This window comes from Draconibacterium sediminis (assembly GCF_000949475.1).
Taxonomy (GTDB): Bacteria; Bacteroidota; Bacteroidia; order Bacteroidales; family Prolixibacteraceae; genus Draconibacterium; species Draconibacterium sediminis.
In genome coordinates, this window is the sequence record NZ_JRHC01000001.1 from 1260428 (window position 1) to 1278631 (window position 18204).

The window sequence follows — 18204 nt, forward strand, 5'->3', positions numbered from 1 at the left end:
ATGCTAAACACCGGAATGCAGAATTCAGGACAAAAGAGGATTTGTTGTGCAGAAATCAGGACAGCGGAAAATCGTGTCTGCAGAAATCAGGACATGAGAATATGGTGAAAAGGAGGATGTTTTTAGTTGTTTCGGAAATTGCCGGGTGTTTTTCCGGTTTTCTTTTTAAACGCAATGTACATTGCCGAGCGCGATTTAAATCCGGAGTCTAAACCGATACCTTCAATGGAAAGGTGATCGTTGGTTTTGTCGTTCAAAATTTCCAAAGCTTTTTCTACCCGATAGTTGTTTACCCATTCGTTAAAATTAAAACCAAAGCTCTTGTTTATGCAGGTTGAAATGGTACGGGCTGAAATATTTATTTCTTTGGCGAAATCGTGAATGGATAAATCCTGGTTCAGGTAGTATTGTCCGGTTTCCATCGCATTTTTAACCGATTCGCAAATTGTATTTGATGATTTGGATTTGTCTTCTTCCGGATCTTTTCGAGTATGATTTTCTTTGGTTTCAGCTCTCTGGTAAAATAGATCCTGCTGTGTAAATGCTTTAAAACTTACAATATAAATAATGATGGATACAGCTCCCCAGATTACCACAACAATGTCAGATTGACCAACTCCTCCGATAAGAATCCGGATTAATTCGATTCCCCATAAAACTACAACAGGAACAAAAATCAATACAAATTGCCACAGCCAGTTAATATCGAGAAGTGTTATATCAGAATACTCGTTTTTTACAATATTCCGGTATTTTATTGTTTCAACAATAGCAAGTGAAACTGCCGAAACAGTAAGTAAATAGGCGTAATATTGTATTGCCATAAAGTATTTGTCGACTGTGTCGAATTCAATAAAACTATAAATGGATTTCCCGTTCACAAAAAATATTCCCAGGTTGACGAAAGTAATGGCAACAACGATAAAAGCCAGAATATAATGGAGGCGAATAAAGGATTTATAAGAAGATGCCCGCTGCAGTTTAACAAGAACATAGTGCAGGAAAAGTGTCGGGAATAAGAGCTTTACTTCGGGAATAGTAAAATATCGTTCGATAGAATATCCCCCAATGTTGCTAAATGGTAAAAGATCGGTAGCTGCTCCAAGTATAAATGTAATGAGAAAAAATCCTAACAACTTATTGGAGAAACTTTTGTGTTTCTTTGAAAAGATAAAAACAAATCCAAGCAGAACTCCTTGAAAGACAGCAGCCCAAATTAAAGTAGTTATAATTATTTCCATAGATATTCAATTATTGAATTCGTTTTTATGTTACAGATACCTTGTTTTTTCTGCGGTATTCAGTGGGCGTAAGGCCCGTATGTTTTTTAAAAGCAGTGTTAAACGACGATTTTGAATTAAATCCTACTTCATATAATATTTCTAAAACGGTGTATTCTTTCCGGTCGGGAGCAGCAAGTAATTCCATTGCTTTTTCAATTCTGTACTCATTAACAAAATCAAAAAAGTGTTTGTTGAGGTGGTGGTTGATCAATATGGACAATTCGCGCGATAAAATTCCGGTTTTTTGTGCCAGCGAATGTAGGGTAAGCGATGCATCCAAAAACGGTTCTTTTTCTTTCATATATTGATTAACACGCTCAATTAGTTCGTTATTCTCTTCCTCCGGTTTTAATGCCGAATTACCTGCATTTTGTTTTACCAGCTTTTGTACCGCGGGTTGTGCTTCTGTTTCGTCGATAAAAAGTTGGGGCGATCGTAACCCAAGGATGATAAGCCAGCAAAACAAAATTAAAACAGCTGTTATTACAACATAAGAGATGAAGGAAAAACTTTCAAGCTGAAATACCCACCGGGTAATGATATTTACCATCGACAGGGAATAAAGCACAGCAACAAATAGAATTAGATTTGATATGTATCCATATCTGTTTGTGTTGGTATTTGAGTAGTTTTCAAAGAAAATTTCTTTGTGATTTTTTAGCTGGCGATAAGAAAAATACAGATACAGAAAGGTTTGCAAATACAACACGGCATAAAAACACAGCCCAATAATTCGTTCGGTTTTTGCCGGTACGCTACCCTGCATGTTTTCAATGATGATAAGGGAAATGACTATACCGAGGAGAATAAAAAAAGGTATGGTATGCAACAGGTCTTTTGTTTTTAATCTGTAGTTTGGGAATAACGAGGTTTTGACATGTAAAAAGAAGGCCGGAGCAGCCAGATAGATCAAGATTTGTAGCAGTGCAGTAATGTTTTCCGACCAGCGGTTTAATATCAGATCAGCAAAAAAATCCAACACATTATAAGCCAGTAAAACGATAAATATGGCGATAAAGTAGTTGCTTAACTTTTTCCCTTCTTTGTTAAACAGGAGGTAAATGGCAAACAGAAATGCCTGAAATCCGGCGAGTAATTCGATTGCATTTAAGAACGTAATTTCCATCAATTCGATATTTGCTCCATACAATTATACAAATAAATGGAGATTGAGTGAAATATGGTTTTGATGGAAAACCTCTAAGTGAGAAAGAAAAACAGGTTCTCCATTGCCCAGTTGGTAATGATTCGTTCTTTATCCAAAAAAATCAACGTAATTCCAAATACATCATAAAAACCATGTGTAAGAACCAGTACCCAAAGGTTTTTCTGGTTTTTGTAGAATATTGAACTAAACAACAAGGCTACAAATCCGGTGGTAATTATTCCCGAGGTTCCCTGGTATAAATGCGCAAAACCAAATGCAAAAGATGAAATAAGTATTGCTGCAGCCCATGCCGGCTGGCTGTTTCCAAAAATACGGGCCAGTTGTTTAAGCATGTAACCACGATATAAAAACTCCTCGCCAAACGCGGCAAAAATCCACATTATTGCCAGAAACACCAGGTAGTTTTGCCAGTTTCCTTTCAGGCCTTCGAAATTGCTTAAATCGGTAGCACCGTAAAAATATTCGATTACCGGTTGAAAGAGAAAGTCGTTTGCAACAATAATGAGAATGGTATACAAAACGGCTTTGAGAATGGTTTGTGCAAGCGGATTTTTTTGAATTGAAAAAAACGACCAGTCCCATTTTACTGCCCAGGCGGTGACTAAAACGATAACATACCCCAGGATGGTGCCATAATTGCTGGTGGCAATTGATAGCGTTAGAATTATAGAAATAAACGTTAGAATTACGGCCGGTTGCGTGAGGAAAGTTGCTGCTTTTTGTCTTGCTTTCATTTTAAATTAGTTAAAAGTTACCGATGCATATTTAAAACTGATGATCATCTCATTAAACTGTTTAATGTAATCTTGTCCAAAGTTGCCGTGGAAATTACTTTCCGTGCTTCCAATATCTTCAATGTGCAGACGAACGCTATCGAGTTGAGCCTCTGAATCTGCTACCTTTAAATTAATTTTGTCGATTACATAACCCTCAAATTCAAGAACACCGCCACCACTTCCGGCGGTAAATTTTTCCTTCTCAAAATTTTGCTCAATCTGGCTTTTATAGTCCTTATAAAATTGCGGATACAAAGATGTGGTTGTGGCGCCGGTATCAAAATCAAAACGCAAAGTATCACCGTTGTATTCGGCAGCAATTATTGGCATTAAACCGTTCAAAGCAAAATTATTGTACGAGTATTCTACCGGGTTTTGCGGCACAAAAATTTCGTTGTCTTTACTCACCCGAATTTCATCCATGGCTTCAATTACCGGAAAACCAATTGCTCCGTTTATATAATAATCGATTTGCGGAAACGAAAGGTCTTTGTCATTGAGTACCAAAAAGAAAACATTTTTAAAGGTAATGCCGCCAATGTTTAGTTCGGGTGCAATTGCGATATCGCTTTTAACACGTAAACCGGTTGCTGCAGTTACATAAAAATCGGCTTCCGTTATTTTTAAATCCAGTTTTTTTGCCAGCGACCGTACCATAACCGAAAAATTGGCGCCCGTATCGAAAAGCAGGTTTTTGGTGGAGTCGCCAAAGCTTACATCGATATTAAAGAGCCCCACTTTATCTTTTGTCATCGGAATGGAAGTATCAGCGGATTTGACAATTTCCTGACGGGGCACATCTTTTAATGCCTTCCAGATTTTTATTTCATTTTGCAGGCTTTCTAACTCTGAAGAGTCGTTGAGCACTGCAAAATTGTTTAAAATAATTTCGCTGGCTTTTGCCGCCTCAGAATATTCGTACAGGTTTACATGGTTTAATAGTTTTGTATTGTAAAGTTCGTTGCGCATTGTATCGGTAAGTGAGGCCTTGTGTTTTTCGAGTAATTCGCCAATGGCCAGGTTCGATTCTTCAGCCTGATTAAATACATTGCTGATTAATGCACTGTAGTAAAGTTTATGTGTTTCTGAAAGCTGATCGATATGTTGATTGTAGGTGTCTTTTAGTTTAAAAAAGTCGGAGACTTCGATATAGTGTTCCAGCTTATTCACCACATTCTGGTTGGATACTTCTGACCTTGATTGTCCACAGCCAGCTAAAAATGTAGCGATGATTAGTATTGATAAAATTCTTTTCATGGTGTTTTATTCTTCTAAATTTAATGCGTGGCGTAAAGCCTCCTGAAGTTCTCTGTTTTTGTCCAGTGCTTTTCTGTAAGAATTGTTGTTTTGTTGAATAAGTGAGATTACCCCGAGGTACATATTGGTAAACTCAAGTGTTTGATAACTCTCTTTATTTATAAATTCCTGCGTTAGTAAATTCACGGTTTTATACAAAACCGGAAACCCATAACTGTCCATATGTTTTTGATAATAATGCTCAACATTTTTTATCTCATTCAGGAAGGTGTAATACGAACTTATTTTTTCTTTTAGCTGATAGTCCGAAATGAGATTTAGATTTCCACTGTTGATAATGTCTTCGTAGGTGTCATTGGTGGCCGACAACCATTCGATGTATATAATCTCAGTCACAATCTCGCCCGCCAGTTCTTCGGTAAGGGGTTTGTTTACCAGTTCGGTTGCTTTTAAAATGGATATTAATTTATCGGCTTTCAACTGGCTGCTTGTTACCAGCGTATCAATCTGGCTTTCGTTATTCTGAACATCTTTGTAAAAGCTATTCAGGTATTTCGCCTCCAGTTTTTTCTCTACGTTTTCTTCGCGCCAGTTATTTAACAGAAAACCTGCGGTAACTCCAATAAATACTACCAATACCTCCAGGGTATAATGCCATCCGTTTATTTTTCTCTTGCCCATCCTGTTTTTATTTTGAAAACAAATGTGCTTTAAAAATCCATGTTTTGCGACCGAATAAATAAAGTCGAACGCTTTTCCCATTGGGAAATTGGTTCGACTTTTTCAATGAGGAGATTCTGTTTTCTGCTAAATGTTAGAATTTGAACTTTTTTGTTTCCTCTTTTTTTATGAGCTTAATTGTTTTCGTTTTCTCCTGCTTACTGGTTTATATAATTGTAATTCTTTTGCCCTTAGTTGCTTTTTGTTTAAAACTCAATCTTATAACTAAGATTTGGGATAACAAGCCCGTCGTATTTTGTATCAATCTGGTTTGTTTTCAGGTTGTAGAAATCGTTTGAATATTCTTCGGTGCAATTGGCATTGAGCACCTGCAATGACCACACCGATGAGTATTTTGCTTTGTTTTTCCGATATGAAAGGGTGAAAGATACTACCGGCAAATCATCATGTTTTTGACTAAATGCGATGTTCCCGTTTGTTTCGCCATAAACCACATCGTGTTGTTGCAGCGAGGTATCCATATCAATTGGTTCAATGCGGTTTCCTCCCAGGTAATTTAGCCTCACGTTGGCACTCAAAATGTTGTTTTTAGCGGTTTGCCATTCTTTCCCGGCCATCAGGTTAAAAACGTAGTTTCGGTTAAAACGCGTGTTTCGTTCAATACCATCGGCTGCTGAATATTTCGAATCGAAAACCGAAGCAGTTAGCATGTAATAATAACCGCGGCTTAAAAATTTCTCAAGCGTAAAATCAATACCCACATTTCGTCCTTTTCCTTTGCTAACCAGCACTTCGTTAAAGAAAAGTGTGTTGTTATTGTTTAAAGTTGAGATATAACTATCGGGGCTTACCGGAACATTGTTTAATTGCTGGTAGTAGGGTTCAATTCGTAGATGAAGGTTGTCGGTGAGTTTTGCCTGGTAAGAAAATACATAATGGGCAGATTTCATAAAGTCGAGATCTTTGTTGGGTGTGCTGCCGTTGGCCGAAACAAAATATACCGGCAACTGCTCCAAACGGCTGTGAATTCCGTAGGCCAATCCCAGGCTGTGTTTGTTGTTGATGTTATACTTTAACCCGATTCGTGGTTCAATCGAAAAATTATCGTTTAGCAATAAATATTGGGCGTTAACACCGGCATTTAAAACAAGGCTTTGAGACAGGTTAATTTTCGATTGCGTGTAGAATTGAACAAAGTCGGTGCTGCCAGTTTGCTTGGCAATTTGGGTAGGTGTTTCTCCTTCGGCAAGCGATTCTGCCACATCAATATCAAAAGAAAGATGATTGTATCGAACACCTGTTTTATTACTGTGTGTTTCGTTAAAACGTTTGGTAAAATCGCTTTGAACCGTAATTTGGCTGGTGGTGTTTTGGGCTTTCGATTGCGGATAAGGATTAAGGTTAAAGTCCAAACGCTGCTCTTCAAACTCCAATCCGCTGCCCGAATACGATACGGCTGTTTTTAGGAATGCTTTGCCGGGCAGATTTATTTTATGCGAAAGGGCGGTTGCAAACATATAAATTGATGTTTCAGAATTGTCGCGATCAAAGTCTGATTCCCAATCAATGCTATCGGCTGCGTCCATATTTACGCCATCGATTGTGCCAATTCCCCAAAGTGTAAAAGTTCCACTCTTTTTAGTTGGGAAGTTGGTTTTAAACGACAAATCCTGATACCGTAAAACTCCGGCATCATCGGGTAGAAGTGGTGCCACAAGTGCCATGGTTGAATTCCGGTAATTGACAATATAAGTAGCATCCGATCCTTTTTTGAACGGCCCTTGTGCCATTGCATCAACACCTAAAATTCCGGCTTCGAAAGCATATTGCCGTTTGTTGCGGTTTCCTTCGCGTAGTTTTATATCGAAAACACCGGATGAGGCATTTCCGTATTCTGCCGGAAAAGCACCGGTGTAAAAATCGCTGTTTGCCATCATTTGGTTACTAATGGCCGACATTAGTCCTCCGCCGGCAATGGTGAGGTTGGCAAAGTGGTTCGGATTCGGTACCTCCACGCCGTCGATGCGCCACAATAAACCGTCGGGATTATTTCCGCGAACCGAAATGCCATTGTCGCTTATCGACGGATTTGCCACACCGGCAAACGAAGCTGCCAAACGTGCCGGATCATCCAATCCACCTGCATAACGCTGGGTTTCTTCCACTGTAAACTGTCGGCTGCTTAAAGTTGCCATGCTGTTTAGCGGTGTTGATTTGTTCACCCGAACCACAACTTCATCAAGTTCAGCATTGCTTTGTTGCATCCCGATATTCAGATTAATCTCCTGCCCCGAACTCACCAGTAACTCCTTCATCTCATAGGTGTCGTAACCAACCATTGAAATGCTTAGGATTTGGCGCCCAACCGGAACGTTTTCCAGAATGAAGTTCCCTTCTGTATCTGAAACAGTGCCGATTAACGGTTCGCTTCCTTTAACTACAATGCTTGCAAAAGGCAACGATTCGTTTGTGATGTCATCAAACACTTTCCCATTAATGGTTTGCGTAACATTCTGTGCCGACAAACTGCCTGTTAATCCAACAAAAAGCAATCCAAGAAACATAAAGGCAACGATCAATTTCGAAGTCTTGTTTACCCAAATTGTTCTGTTTTTTTGACTTGTTGTTTTTATTTCTTTCGAGAAGAAAAAAGATTTGTCGTTTGCTACGATATAAAGTGCAAACAGTATTAATAATCCCGTTTGAATGACTTTACTCATCGGGTGGGTGGCGAATATTTCGTTAAAAAAACCGGCTGCGATGTGAAATATGACGGGCAAAATGATATTTCGGTTGGCTTTGTAATAAATCCAGTTCATAATAAGTACAAAGGGGAAAAGACTTACTATAAAATTGAGCGAATAAATCCAACCTGCCTCAACCAGATTACTGTGGTAATAATCTTTAATACCACTTAGTGGTACATGCCATATTCCCCAGAATAAAGCGAATAATAATGATGTTGCGAACAGATTGAAACGAACCCGCAAAGAATCAGTCCCATACGAATGCCAGGCCAGTTCTTCCAACAATGGAGCAATGATCAGCATCACCCAAACAGGGAAAATGCCCGATGTAAACGAAAAAGATTTTGCGAATTGAAACTGGTCGATACTGTATCCAAACATTAGCGATACAGCTTGAGCAAGCAAAATGCTAAAAGGCATTAATAATAATGTAAGTACGATATAGGTTGAGCGGATTTCTTTAAAATTAAAAATCCTTCGGCTTAAATCGTCGGCCAGGTTTTTATTTTGACTGGCCATAAAGAGTGTAATCAAAACCGGAGCCAGTAAGCCTAAAAATGCAATAATGCTGGCCAATGATTGTGGTGCTGAACCATTGTTTTCGATGTGACTTATATGGCCCGCCAGAATCCATAATATCCATGGAATTAGTGTTGCCAGACCATAAAATAAAGCTGTTTTGTTGTAAATCCTGGTGTTCATAATTTCGCGTTTTAAAATTGTTTCTGAGGCAAAGATTTATCAAAAACAAAGGCGCATCGCCCAAACGTGAAAGACTGAACTTTTTTGAGGTACAAACATACAGGAGTGTACCCTAAATTGATTGTGAATGAGTGTTTTGGCTGATTTCTGCTAAAATGTAATTTTTAGACTGAAAAATGTGATTCAGAACTTTAATTCTGAAATGTATTGCGAAGGAGTGACTGATTTGTGTTTCCTGAAAACATTGTTAAACGACGATTTTGAATTAAACCCCGAATCGAGCGCATGTGCCAGCAGGCTAAAATTTTTATTGGATTGAACCCGCTGAATAAATTCTTCAACACGATACTTATTTACAAAATCGTGAAAGTTTACCTGCTCGTATTGGTTAATGATTTGCGACAGATGATTCGAAGACAATGATAAAGTGTTCGCCAGTTCGCTTAAAGTTAGTTTGGGATTTAAATAGGGTTTTTCTTTTTGCATTAATTCCAGCAATTCACCGTGTTTCTGGATAGCTAATTCCTGTTTTAATCCCGATCTTTTGTATTCGCTTTCAGTCCTCAGCAAATCAATTTCATTTTTCACAGTGTTGGTAAAAAGATCCTGTTGCCGTATTCCCGAATATCCGATAAATACCACAAATGCCACAATAATTGAATAAAATAAAATGTCGGCGTTAAACGGAAACTGAAGGCGCAGCATTTCGCGCATGATGGTAACTGCAGCAGCGGTTATAAACACAGAGCCAATTCCAAGAATCGCAAAACGCAGCCAATTCATATCGATGCGGTTACTGTACGAGTAATTATCCTCAACAATTTTATGTCTTTTCAGTAACATTCTGTAGGCTAAAATTGCATAGGCGATTCCTGATATAATGAAGGATAGGAGAAGAATTGTTGAAAAAAGGCCGTAATCGTCAATCAGGCCTTTGTCAACCTGAACTTTTTCGTCGGCGGTGTATGTAAAATAGAAGGGCATCATTAGCAGGTAAGAAACCAGTGCCGGGGCAAAATGGATATAATCTCTTTTTTGTATGTGTTTTTTACTCTTTAACGAATACCGAACATAGAGGTACAAAAAAGGGCCGTATAAAAGCGGGAAAGGCGCGGTAATTCCAATCAGGTGAGGATATAGATCCCAGTATCCCTTATAATTTAGAAAATACCCGGTAAGATGAATTCCGATAACGACCAGCCACAACGATAGTATGTTGTCGGTAAGCACTTTGTCTTTTTTCGAAAATAGGAGAATACCCAAAAAGAATGAGAGTACAATTCCGATATTTAAAACAACAGTCATATCTTATCTAAATTAGTCATGCAGGTATTTCCTTCCAATTTAGTTTTTAATTGGCACGAATAAAAAAATTGTATGAAATATAGGTAGAAAACAGTCATTTATATCTATTTGTTGAATTGAAAATGTATACAGCCTGTTGGGAAACTGATAACCTGTTTCTGCAAATCGGGGAACAACTTCTTGCTGTTGCCTATGAGTATCTGCATAAATAGTTGAATAAGAGTGTTCCCGCTATTTTGGAGAGATAATTTTCCTATTTGTTTTTTAACGAACACTGTTTTTAAGTAGTTTTGTGTTTATTAGAAACAAGATGATCAAGTTTAATCATCAAAATAAATAACAATGAACAAACTAAAACCTATTATTTTATTAATTGCAATTGCATTTACGGCTATTGTGCCGGCACAGGCACAACGTGTTGAAAGCGACTCGCCATTAATTGGCAAGTGGGATCTTACGATAAATATGACTGAAAAGCAGATCGAGAATCTAGGTCTTTTCCGCCATGGATTAATGACTTCCAACGGTTTCCCAGGGTGGCTTATGGTTAAATTATCAGGTTTCTCTACGCTAACCGGATACTATGTTGGTTATGAGGGAAGTGCCCGACCAATTTCGGAAGTGGTTTACGATGAAGCTACGGATAAATATCATTTTACCATTCCACCGCAATGGATGGATATTGATGATCTGTATTTTGAGTTTTCGCTGAAAGATGATAAGCTGACAGGTTATCAAATGCTTGATGGTAATAAACTGGAATGGACAGGTGTTCGTGCTCCTTCGCTGGAAAGAACAGAACCACCGATTTGGGGAAATCCTATTGAGATGATTACCAATAACATGGAAAAATGGGTTATTCCACAGAACAGCAAGTTCCAGATGATTGACGGTGTAATGGTAAATACCGAATCAGGTGGTAACCTGGTTAGTATTCAGAAGTTTGAGGATTTTAAACTTCATGTTGAATTCCGTTACCCGGCAGGAAGTAACAGCGGAATTTATCTCCGTGGCCGTCACGAACTACAGATCGAAGATTCAAAAGGAAGAACTGACGATGTTAGTATTGGTGGTATTTACGGTTTTATTGCACCTGCGGTTTATGCCGCTAATGCTCCGGGCGAATGGCAAACTTATGACGTGACACTTGTTGGCCGCCATGTTACCGTTTTGCTTAATGGAATAGAAGTTATTTCTAACCGCCCTATTCCTGGAATTACAGGTGGTTCGTTGGATAGCAACGAAGGAGAACCTGGTCCATTTCAGATTCAGGGTGACCACGGACCGGTGGAATTCCGCAAATTTACTGTTACTCCGGCGGTTAACTAGAAAGTTGCAGCTTTCTGCAAATCATCGCATAAAATATTTAAGAGGCCTTACTATAAGGCCTCTTTTTTTATAACATTAATTTGAGAATTGTCATCGAGGAAACCTAAACAAACGGATCTGGATTGGATTTCCTTTCGCATTTCAAGCCAACTTTAAATTACAGGCAATAATTTGTGCTTTCGAAAACTATTCTAAACACAATGTGTTAATTTCAAATGTTATTACGAAGAGGGATGTTTCGCCGCATTGGAATATTTCCCGAAAAGCAATTTGTTATGATGGAAAAAAGCAACTATAATTTTAAACCGCTACCTGGTTATGAGCAATTTGAAGCCACAACCCAGATTATCATTGCTGAAATTCTTCGTCGTAAGCTGAATTTTGAGATTATCGATGCCGATAATAACCTCATCTCGGTTCAGTACAACCATAAAGAATACATTATTCACGAAGGAACCATTTCGGATGCCAACAGCCTGATTGCCTTCTGGATATCAAACGATAAATGGATGACCCGGCAATTCCTTCAGCGAAAAGGTATTCACCAGGCAAAAGGTATTTTGCTAAAGCCCGGTTATCAGGCCGATGTGCTGGATGCGATTCCTTTGCCCGCTGTGGTAAAACCGGCTAATACCGATCATGGAATTGCAGTAAGTACAAACATTCAATCGCGCGACGAGCAAATTGCCGCTATCAACAATGCATTTAAATTTTCGGATAAAGTGATTGTTGAAGAATTTTGTCCGGGGCAGGAATACCGCTTTCTGGTAATCGATTATGTGGTTCGGGCCATTGCCTGGCGTGAACCGGCCAATGTATTGGGCGATGGAAAATCATCAATTCAGCAATTGGTTGATATGAAGAATAAAGGCCGCGGAACGGATTATACGCATCCTTTGTTAAAAATAAATATTGATGAGGAAGTGATCCGACATTTGAAGGCGCTTTCGATGACCCCGGAAACGATTTTGAAAGAGGGAGAGAAGGTGTACCTGCGTAAAAATTCAAACCTGAGTACCGGAGGAGACAGCATTGATGTAACCGATGAAATTCCGGATTTTTATACAAATGTTGCCGTTGAGGCTGCAAAATCGGCAGGCCTGAAAATTGCCGGGATCGATATTATAATCAAAGACATGGAACAGACTGCTTCGCACGATAATTACATTGTGGTGGAACTGAATGCGCCGGCCATGTTGTCGATGCACGACTATCCGTACATCGGGAAAAACCGTCATGTGGAAAAATATGTTCTCGACAGCATTTTGAATTCAAAGTGATCGCTGACAGCAAAAAACAATTAAATGACAGAAACAGAAAAAAGAATAGAAATAAACCATAAATCGCAACTGATCGATTATTTCGAGCGGGGGAGCAAACCTCCCGAGAGATGGGGAATTGGTACTGAAAACGAAAAGTTTCTATTTCGCAAAGAAGATTTTGGCCGCCTTCGTTTTGAGCAGGATGGCGGAATTTTGAAGATCCTGAACAAGATGCAACAAGATGGCTGGGCGCCAATTCTTGAAAACAATATTGCCATTGGTCTTCGGAAGAATGGTGCATCAATTACGCTGGAGCCCGGTGGGCAATTCGAGCTTTCGGGCGATAATTTTAGCACGATTCACGAAACGTATCGCGAAACCAAAAAGCATTTTAAGGAACTCAACACGATAAGTCAGCACTACAATTTTTTTAGTCTGCCAATGGGCGTTGATCCCTTGTCGGACGTTGCCGATGTGCCGTGGGTACCTAAAGAACGCTATCGTTGGATGCGCAATTACATGCCCACAAAAGGCGATCTTGGGCTGCACATGATGACAAACACCGCATCAACACAGGTAAACCTCGATTTTTGTAGCGAAAAGGATATGGTGAAAAAGATGCGCGTATCGCAGGCATTACAAGCGGTTGTTACCGCGATTTTTGCGAACTCGCCATTTTCTGCAGGAAAACCCAATGGCTATTTATCGTATCGTTCGCATATCTGGAATTATACCGATCCGGATCGATGTGGTTTTTTACCTTTTATTTTTGATGAGGGATTTGGTTTTGAGCGTTGGGTTGACTACTTGCTGGATGTGCCGATGTATTATATTTTGCGCGATGGGGAGTATATTTCGACAAACGGACTTACCTTTCGTGGATTTTTTGAAGGCAAACATTCGCTAAAGCCAACGCAGGAAGACTGGGAAACGCATGTATCAACGATTTTCCCGGATGTACGGCTCAAACAGTTTATTGAGATGAGAGGCGCTGATGCAAGTTGTGTGTCGCACATTGCAGCTGTTTCGGCCTTGTGGGTTGGTTTGTTGTACGATGGTGATAGTCTGGCAGAAGCCGATGAACTTATTTCTAAATGGGACGTTGACACCATGCAGGAGCTTCGTGCCCAGGTTCCCGTAAAAGCGTTGAATGCAGAAAGTGGCAATCTGCACGCCGGGACTATTGCAAAACAAATTTGCCGAATTGCCTCAGATGGACTTAAGCGGCGAGCAAAGGTGCGCTGTTCGGAAGATGAAAGCCGGTTTTTAGCTCCGGTTCAAGAAATTACCGAAAGCGGAATTACCGTGGCAGAAAGGCTGTTGAAGCGCTATCACGAGGGTAACGAGACCTTGCCGGAACTGGTATACAACTGGCAAAACGAGCAGATGCAAAAATATATTGATGCTTAAAAGGCAAAAACTGGGAGCATGTTATCGAAACTAAAATTCTTATTAAAATACACGCATCAATACCGCTGGTGGTACACAGGGGGAATTATCTTTCTGATACTTACCGTTTGGACTTCGATTACGATTCCCGGATTTATCCAGAAAACCATCGACCTGATTGCCGCCGGCCGTGTAGGAAATGAAAGTGAGTTTCATAAAAATGTTTTGATAATTGTAGGTCTGGCTGTCGGATTGATTTTGGTAAGAACACTTTCGCGGATTTTGATCTTTTTCCCGGCCCGTTTGATCGAACGGCAATTAAAAGGCGAAATGTTCCAAAAGCTGGCCTCTTTCGGGAAGGATTATTACGATAAAAACTCAACCGGAAATATCATATCGAGGGTGAATAACGACATTAACGGTGTGCGAATGATTACCGGCTTTGGCATTTTGCAAATCGGTAATATACTCTTGTCCTTGTCGCTTACGCCATACATGATGTGGAAACTGTCGCCCATGCTCACGTTGTATTGTATCATCCCTATGGTGGTGGTTTTTTTTATTGTTCGTTATGGCATGAAGGTGATGGTTAAAAACACACACGCCAGAATGGATACCCTGCAAATGCTTTCCGGAAAAATCATCTCTTTTCTTTCGGGAAACAGTGTGATTAAAAGCTACAATATTTACGAACATGCGGAAAATAAGGTGGAGACCGATAATATTTCTTATTACGAGGCCTCGCTAAAAATTTCGTGGATTCGCTCATTTGTTATTCCCTTGCTTGGCAACCTTGGGCAGATTTTAAAAATCATCATCTTTTTTGTGGGTGGCATGTATGTTATCAACGGCAAATTCACTATTGGCGAATTAACCGAATACATTGCCTACGCTGCGCTGCTGGCTCATCCGATTATGGGGCTGGGCTGGGTGCTCACCATTTTCCAACAAGGTATGGTGGGAATCAGCAGTATTCAAACCATTATGGATAGGAAAGGAACCGATGATGATCGGAAAGCGCTGCCCGAATCGAAAAAGAAAGAGCTTTTTAAAGAAGGAATTCGCGTAGAAAATCTGAATTACACTTACCATAACGGCGATAAACCGGTTTTGAAGGACATCTCGTTTTCGATAAAACCCGGTCAGATAGTTGGAATCACCGGAAAAGTAGGATCAGGTAAAACCACTTTGATTCAGTGTTTAAATGGTTACTTACGACCCGGAGCAGGACAGATCTTTTATGGCGATATTGATGCCGATTCAATACGAAGCGAAGACATCAGGTCGGTGGTAAATACGGTAAGTCAGGAGGTGTTTCTGTTTTCCGATTCCATTGAAAACAATATTGGGTTAACATCGGACGAAACGATTGACGAGAAACGTTTTGATGATGTAATTTACAAAAGTGCTTTTGCCGACGAACTGTTGCGTTTCCCCAAAAAAGGCCAAACAATGGTGGGCGAAAAAGGTATTATGCTTTCAGGCGGGCAGAAACAACGAATTAGCCTGGCACGGGCACTTTATACGCAAGGTGAATTGTTAATCCTCGACGATGTATTTTCAGCTGTCGATACTGATACCGAGCGTTTTCTGATCAAACAGATTGTGGAAAACTATGCAGTGAAAAGTATGGTTGTGATTTCGAACCGGGTGAGTGTACTGGAGAAAACCGATTTTACCATTGTGCTGGAAGATGGAAAGATGGCGGCCATAGGAAATCACGAAGAATTGCTAAAATATTCGGATTTCTACCGCGACATTGCGAAACTGCAACAGGAAGGTGAAACGAAAAAAGAAAGGCAGTAATGAGCAAAGGCAAAAACAATATTATAAAAAATGTTGACTGGCAGTTGTTCCGAAAGTTTGCCGGCTATTTTAAACCGCACAAAAAGTGGTTCTTTCTGAGTCTTGCTTCCATTCCGGTTACCACCGGAGCAGGCATTCTGTTTCTTTGGTTGATTGAAGATATCGTTGATAATTATATCGTTCCGGGCAATGTGGACGGCCTGATCAGACAAAGCATTTTTCTTGCTTTAGCACTGATTCTGAATATTCTGTTCGACGGGGTTTACAGTTACTCTTTTTCAAAAGCAGGGGGGCTGGCAGTGGTTGATTTGCGCCGGCGCTTGTTCGGAAAATCCTTACGTTTCCCATTGAGTTATTTTGATAAAAAGCCTATTGGAGTAACCTTGTCGCGGTTGACCAGTGATATGGAATCGGTTTCGGATTCGTTTGCTGCCGGGGTGCTCGGTTTGCTGGCCGACAGTATAAAAACCTTGGCGCTGGTGGGCTACCTTTTTTACATCAACTGGCGACTTACCTTGGTGTTGTTACTGGTGGTTCCGGTAATTATTCTGGCAATAAACTTTCTGCGAAAAAAGATCAGAAAAGCTTACAATACATCGCGTACCAGTTTAGCAAAATCGGCTGCTTATTTGCAGGAGGCATTAACAGGAATGAAAACCGTTCAGCTTTTTGCCGCTGAGGATAAAGTGTTGAATAAGTACGACGACCTGAACAAACAATTTTGCGATGCCCAAAATAAATCGAATGTTTACGATTCGTTCCTTTATTCGATTGTGGAAGGAATTACTTCGGTAGCCACAGCCTTGGTGATTTGGTACGGCGCTGTGCAAATATGGGATTACGGTTATACGCTTGGAATCCTGATTGTTTTTGTAACCACTTTAGAGCGCCTTTTTGTGCCGGTAAAACAGTTTGCCCAGCAAATTTCAACCATCCAGCGGGCCATGTCGGCGCTTGAGCACATCAGCGAAATGTTCGATCAGCAGGTGGAAGATCCTAAAGCAGAGTCTTCAGACACAGTTCCCGAAGCAATTGCTTTGCAGGAAATCGAGTTCAAAAATGTGTTTTTCCGCTACTCCGAAGATACGCCCGATGTACTGAAAGATGTGTCGTTTAAATTGCAAAAAGGCGATCGGCTGGCCTTGGTTGGAACAACCGGATCGGGAAAATCAACCATTATCCGTTTATTGGCAAAAACATACACCGGTTATCGCGGAAGCATAAAAATTAACGGAATCGAATTGTCTGAGATTCCAATAGGACAGATTCGCGAAACGATTTCCATTATGCAGCAGGATATTTACATGTTTAACGATACGGTTGAATTTAATATCTCGCTGGGACGTAAATCCATTTCACGTAACGATGTGGAGCAGTCGGCATCGTTTGTTTATGCCAATTATTTTATCGACCAGTTGCCCGGAGCCTACAACTTTGTTATTCAGGATAATGGTGATAACCTTTCGAAAGGACAGGCGCAGTTGATCTCGTTTGCACGAGCCATTGCCGGAAACAGCGAGCTTATCATTCTTGATGAGGCAACCAGTGCTGTTGATTCAATTACCGAACAGTACATCCAAAAAGCTATTGCCAATATTTTCTCCCGAAAAACGGTAATTGCTGTAGCGCACCGCTTAAGTACAATAAAAAACTCGGATATGATTCTGGTGCTGGAAGACGGACAGATCATTGAACGTGGCAATCACGAACAACTTCTGAAATACGGCGGAAAATACGCCCGGCTTTTACACCAGTTTGAGGAGGAAGAGCAGCAAGCTTAAAAAATTCCGAAAATTACCAGGGCATAAATTACAAAACGAAAATATCTAAAGAGCGACCAAAGTAAATAGCTTTTAAAATTGTATCCGATAAGGCCTGATGCAAGGCTAACAACTGAGTGGGGAACAGGCGAAACAGCTCCCAAAAAAACAAATATGCCACCCCATTTTCGAAGGTTGACGATGTGTTTCTGCACTTTGTTTTCGATGTGGTTTTTTACCGAAGGAATAAGAAACAGGCGTGTTCCCAAAAAGTAGGAAATAATACCGCCAATGTATGATAAGGTGGCTAAAATAAACAACGCTCCCCAAGGAATTTCCAGTTTCGACGCCCAGGCGATAAACATTTCAGGAGGTACCAATCCTAAAAACGTTTCGGATAAAAGAAATACCGAATAAATAATCTTTGGCGAATAAGTATCCACCAGGTTATTGAGAATTAAATTGAAATCCAACAGAAAAATTTCGAGGCTAACCAACAACAGCACAAACACTGTTGCAATTGTTGCAGCTTTGTAGGCAGTGCTTTTCAGAAACGGATAAAACTGCGTTATGCGGTAATAGCGGTTTAATATCAATAAGCGCCTGGGGGACAGACTATATAGTAAATTCCTAATCATTATGTTCTATTATCGGTACCGTAAAATCAAAAAACAGTACTATATAACACAATTTGATTTTGAAATGTTGTGATGTGAGGCACAAAAAATAAACTTTAACA

13 protein-coding genes are annotated in these 18204 nt (G+C 40.0%); 5 read left to right on the top strand and 8 right to left on the bottom strand.

Going from position 1 to position 18204, the window contains the following annotated elements:
• Positions 1-122: 122 nt before the first annotated feature.
• The 7 genes from LH29_RS05230 to LH29_RS05260 form a co-directional block, all read right to left on the bottom strand.
• Positions 123-1241 carry a helix-turn-helix domain-containing protein gene (locus LH29_RS05230; protein WP_045026415.1) on the bottom strand — a complete coding sequence of 373 codons (1119 nt, stop codon included), beginning with the start codon at positions 1239-1241 and terminating at the stop codon, positions 123-125.
• A 25-nt stretch (positions 1242-1266) separates the two neighbouring features.
• A complete protein-coding gene (locus LH29_RS05235) occupies positions 1267-2409 on the bottom strand; it encodes a helix-turn-helix domain-containing protein (RefSeq protein WP_045026418.1) in 1143 nt (380 codons plus the stop codon).
• Positions 2410-2483: 74 nt separating this feature from the next.
• Positions 2484-3185: a CPBP family intramembrane glutamic endopeptidase gene (locus LH29_RS23655; RefSeq protein WP_052670610.1), complete on the bottom strand. Its 702-nt coding sequence runs from the start codon at positions 3183-3185 to the stop codon at positions 2484-2486.
• Between the two features lie 6 nt (positions 3186-3191).
• Positions 3192-4484 carry a retropepsin-like aspartic protease gene (locus LH29_RS05245; RefSeq protein ID WP_045026421.1) on the bottom strand — a complete coding sequence of 431 codons (1293 nt, stop codon included), beginning with the start codon at positions 4482-4484 and terminating at the stop codon, positions 3192-3194.
• 6 nt (positions 4485-4490) lie between these two features.
• The gene (locus LH29_RS05250) at positions 4491-5165 is read right to left on the bottom strand and encodes a hypothetical protein (protein ID WP_157493572.1); all 675 of its coding nucleotides are present in this window, start codon (positions 5163-5165) and stop codon (positions 4491-4493) included.
• A 245-nt stretch (positions 5166-5410) separates the two neighbouring features.
• Entirely contained in the window at positions 5411-8614 is a 3204-nt protein-coding gene (locus LH29_RS05255; protein ID WP_052670611.1) for a carboxypeptidase-like regulatory domain-containing protein, read from the bottom strand.
• A 183-nt stretch (positions 8615-8797) separates the two neighbouring features.
• Complete coding sequence (locus tag LH29_RS05260; protein ID WP_045026427.1) at positions 8798-9919, bottom strand: AraC family transcriptional regulator; 1122 nt, start codon at positions 9917-9919, stop codon at positions 8798-8800.
• A 342-nt stretch (positions 9920-10261) separates the two neighbouring features.
• On the opposite strand from LH29_RS05260, the gene LH29_RS05265 reads away from it, so the two are divergent.
• The 5 genes from LH29_RS05265 to LH29_RS05285 all read left to right on the top strand — a co-directional run bounded on the left by LH29_RS05265 (position 10262) and on the right by LH29_RS05285 (position 17486).
• Positions 10262-11248: a 3-keto-disaccharide hydrolase gene (locus LH29_RS05265; RefSeq protein ID WP_045026429.1), complete on the top strand. Its 987-nt coding sequence runs from the start codon at positions 10262-10264 to the stop codon at positions 11246-11248.
• A gap of 275 nt (positions 11249-11523) precedes the next feature.
• Positions 11524-12528 carry a glutamate ligase gene (locus tag LH29_RS05270; RefSeq protein ID WP_045028745.1) on the top strand — a complete coding sequence of 335 codons (1005 nt, stop codon included), beginning with the start codon at positions 11524-11526 and terminating at the stop codon, positions 12526-12528.
• A gap of 24 nt (positions 12529-12552) precedes the next feature.
• Positions 12553-13920: a glutamate--cysteine ligase gene (locus LH29_RS05275; RefSeq protein ID WP_045026432.1), complete on the top strand. Its 1368-nt coding sequence runs from the start codon at positions 12553-12555 to the stop codon at positions 13918-13920.
• Positions 13921-13938: 18 nt separating this feature from the next.
• Positions 13939-15705: an ABC transporter ATP-binding protein gene (locus LH29_RS05280; RefSeq protein WP_045026434.1), complete on the top strand. Its 1767-nt coding sequence runs from the start codon at positions 13939-13941 to the stop codon at positions 15703-15705.
• On the top strand, positions 15705-17486 hold the full coding sequence (locus tag LH29_RS05285) for an ABC transporter ATP-binding protein (protein WP_052670612.1): 1782 nt from the start codon (positions 15705-15707) through the stop codon (positions 17484-17486). Before LH29_RS05280 ends, LH29_RS05285 begins: the two co-directional genes overlap by 1 nt.
• Here the strand turns inward: LH29_RS05285 and LH29_RS05290 are convergent.
• Positions 17483-18103, bottom strand: a complete 621-nt coding sequence (locus tag LH29_RS05290) for a YqaA family protein (RefSeq protein ID WP_045026436.1) — start codon at positions 18101-18103, stop codon at positions 17483-17485. The two genes, LH29_RS05285 and LH29_RS05290, sit on opposite strands and share 4 nt — an antisense overlap.
• Positions 18104-18204 lie beyond the last annotated feature (101 nt).

Bases quoted from the DNA above. Each gene is read 5' to 3' on its own strand.
- LH29_RS05290 (WP_045026436.1), bottom strand. From the start codon at position 18,103: ATGATTAGGAATTTACTATATAGTCTGTCCCCCAGGCGCTTATTGATA.
- LH29_RS05265 (WP_045026429.1), top strand. From the start codon at position 10,262: ATGAACAAACTAAAACCTATTATTTTATTAATTGCAATTGCATTTACG.
- LH29_RS05285 (WP_052670612.1), top strand. From the start codon at position 15,705: ATGAGCAAAGGCAAAAACAATATTATAAAAAATGTTGACTGGCAGTTG.
- LH29_RS23655 (WP_052670610.1), bottom strand. From the start codon at position 3,185: ATGAAAGCAAGACAAAAAGCAGCAACTTTCCTCACGCAACCGGCCGTA.
- LH29_RS05250 (WP_157493572.1), bottom strand. From the start codon at position 5,165: ATGGGCAAGAGAAAAATAAACGGATGGCATTATACCCTGGAGGTATTG.
- LH29_RS05245 (WP_045026421.1), bottom strand. From the start codon at position 4,484: ATGAAAAGAATTTTATCAATACTAATCATCGCTACATTTTTAGCTGGC.
- LH29_RS05235 (WP_045026418.1), bottom strand. From the start codon at position 2,409: ATGGAAATTACGTTCTTAAATGCAATCGAATTACTCGCCGGATTTCAG.
- LH29_RS05270 (WP_045028745.1), top strand. From the start codon at position 11,524: ATGATGGAAAAAAGCAACTATAATTTTAAACCGCTACCTGGTTATGAG.
- LH29_RS05255 (WP_052670611.1), bottom strand. From the start codon at position 8,614: ATGAACACCAGGATTTACAACAAAACAGCTTTATTTTATGGTCTGGCA.
- LH29_RS05230 (WP_045026415.1), bottom strand. From the start codon at position 1,241: ATGGAAATAATTATAACTACTTTAATTTGGGCTGCTGTCTTTCAAGGA.
- LH29_RS05260 (WP_045026427.1), bottom strand. From the start codon at position 9,919: ATGACTGTTGTTTTAAATATCGGAATTGTACTCTCATTCTTTTTGGGT.
- LH29_RS05280 (WP_045026434.1), top strand. From the start codon at position 13,939: ATGTTATCGAAACTAAAATTCTTATTAAAATACACGCATCAATACCGC.
- LH29_RS05275 (WP_045026432.1), top strand. From the start codon at position 12,553: ATGACAGAAACAGAAAAAAGAATAGAAATAAACCATAAATCGCAACTG.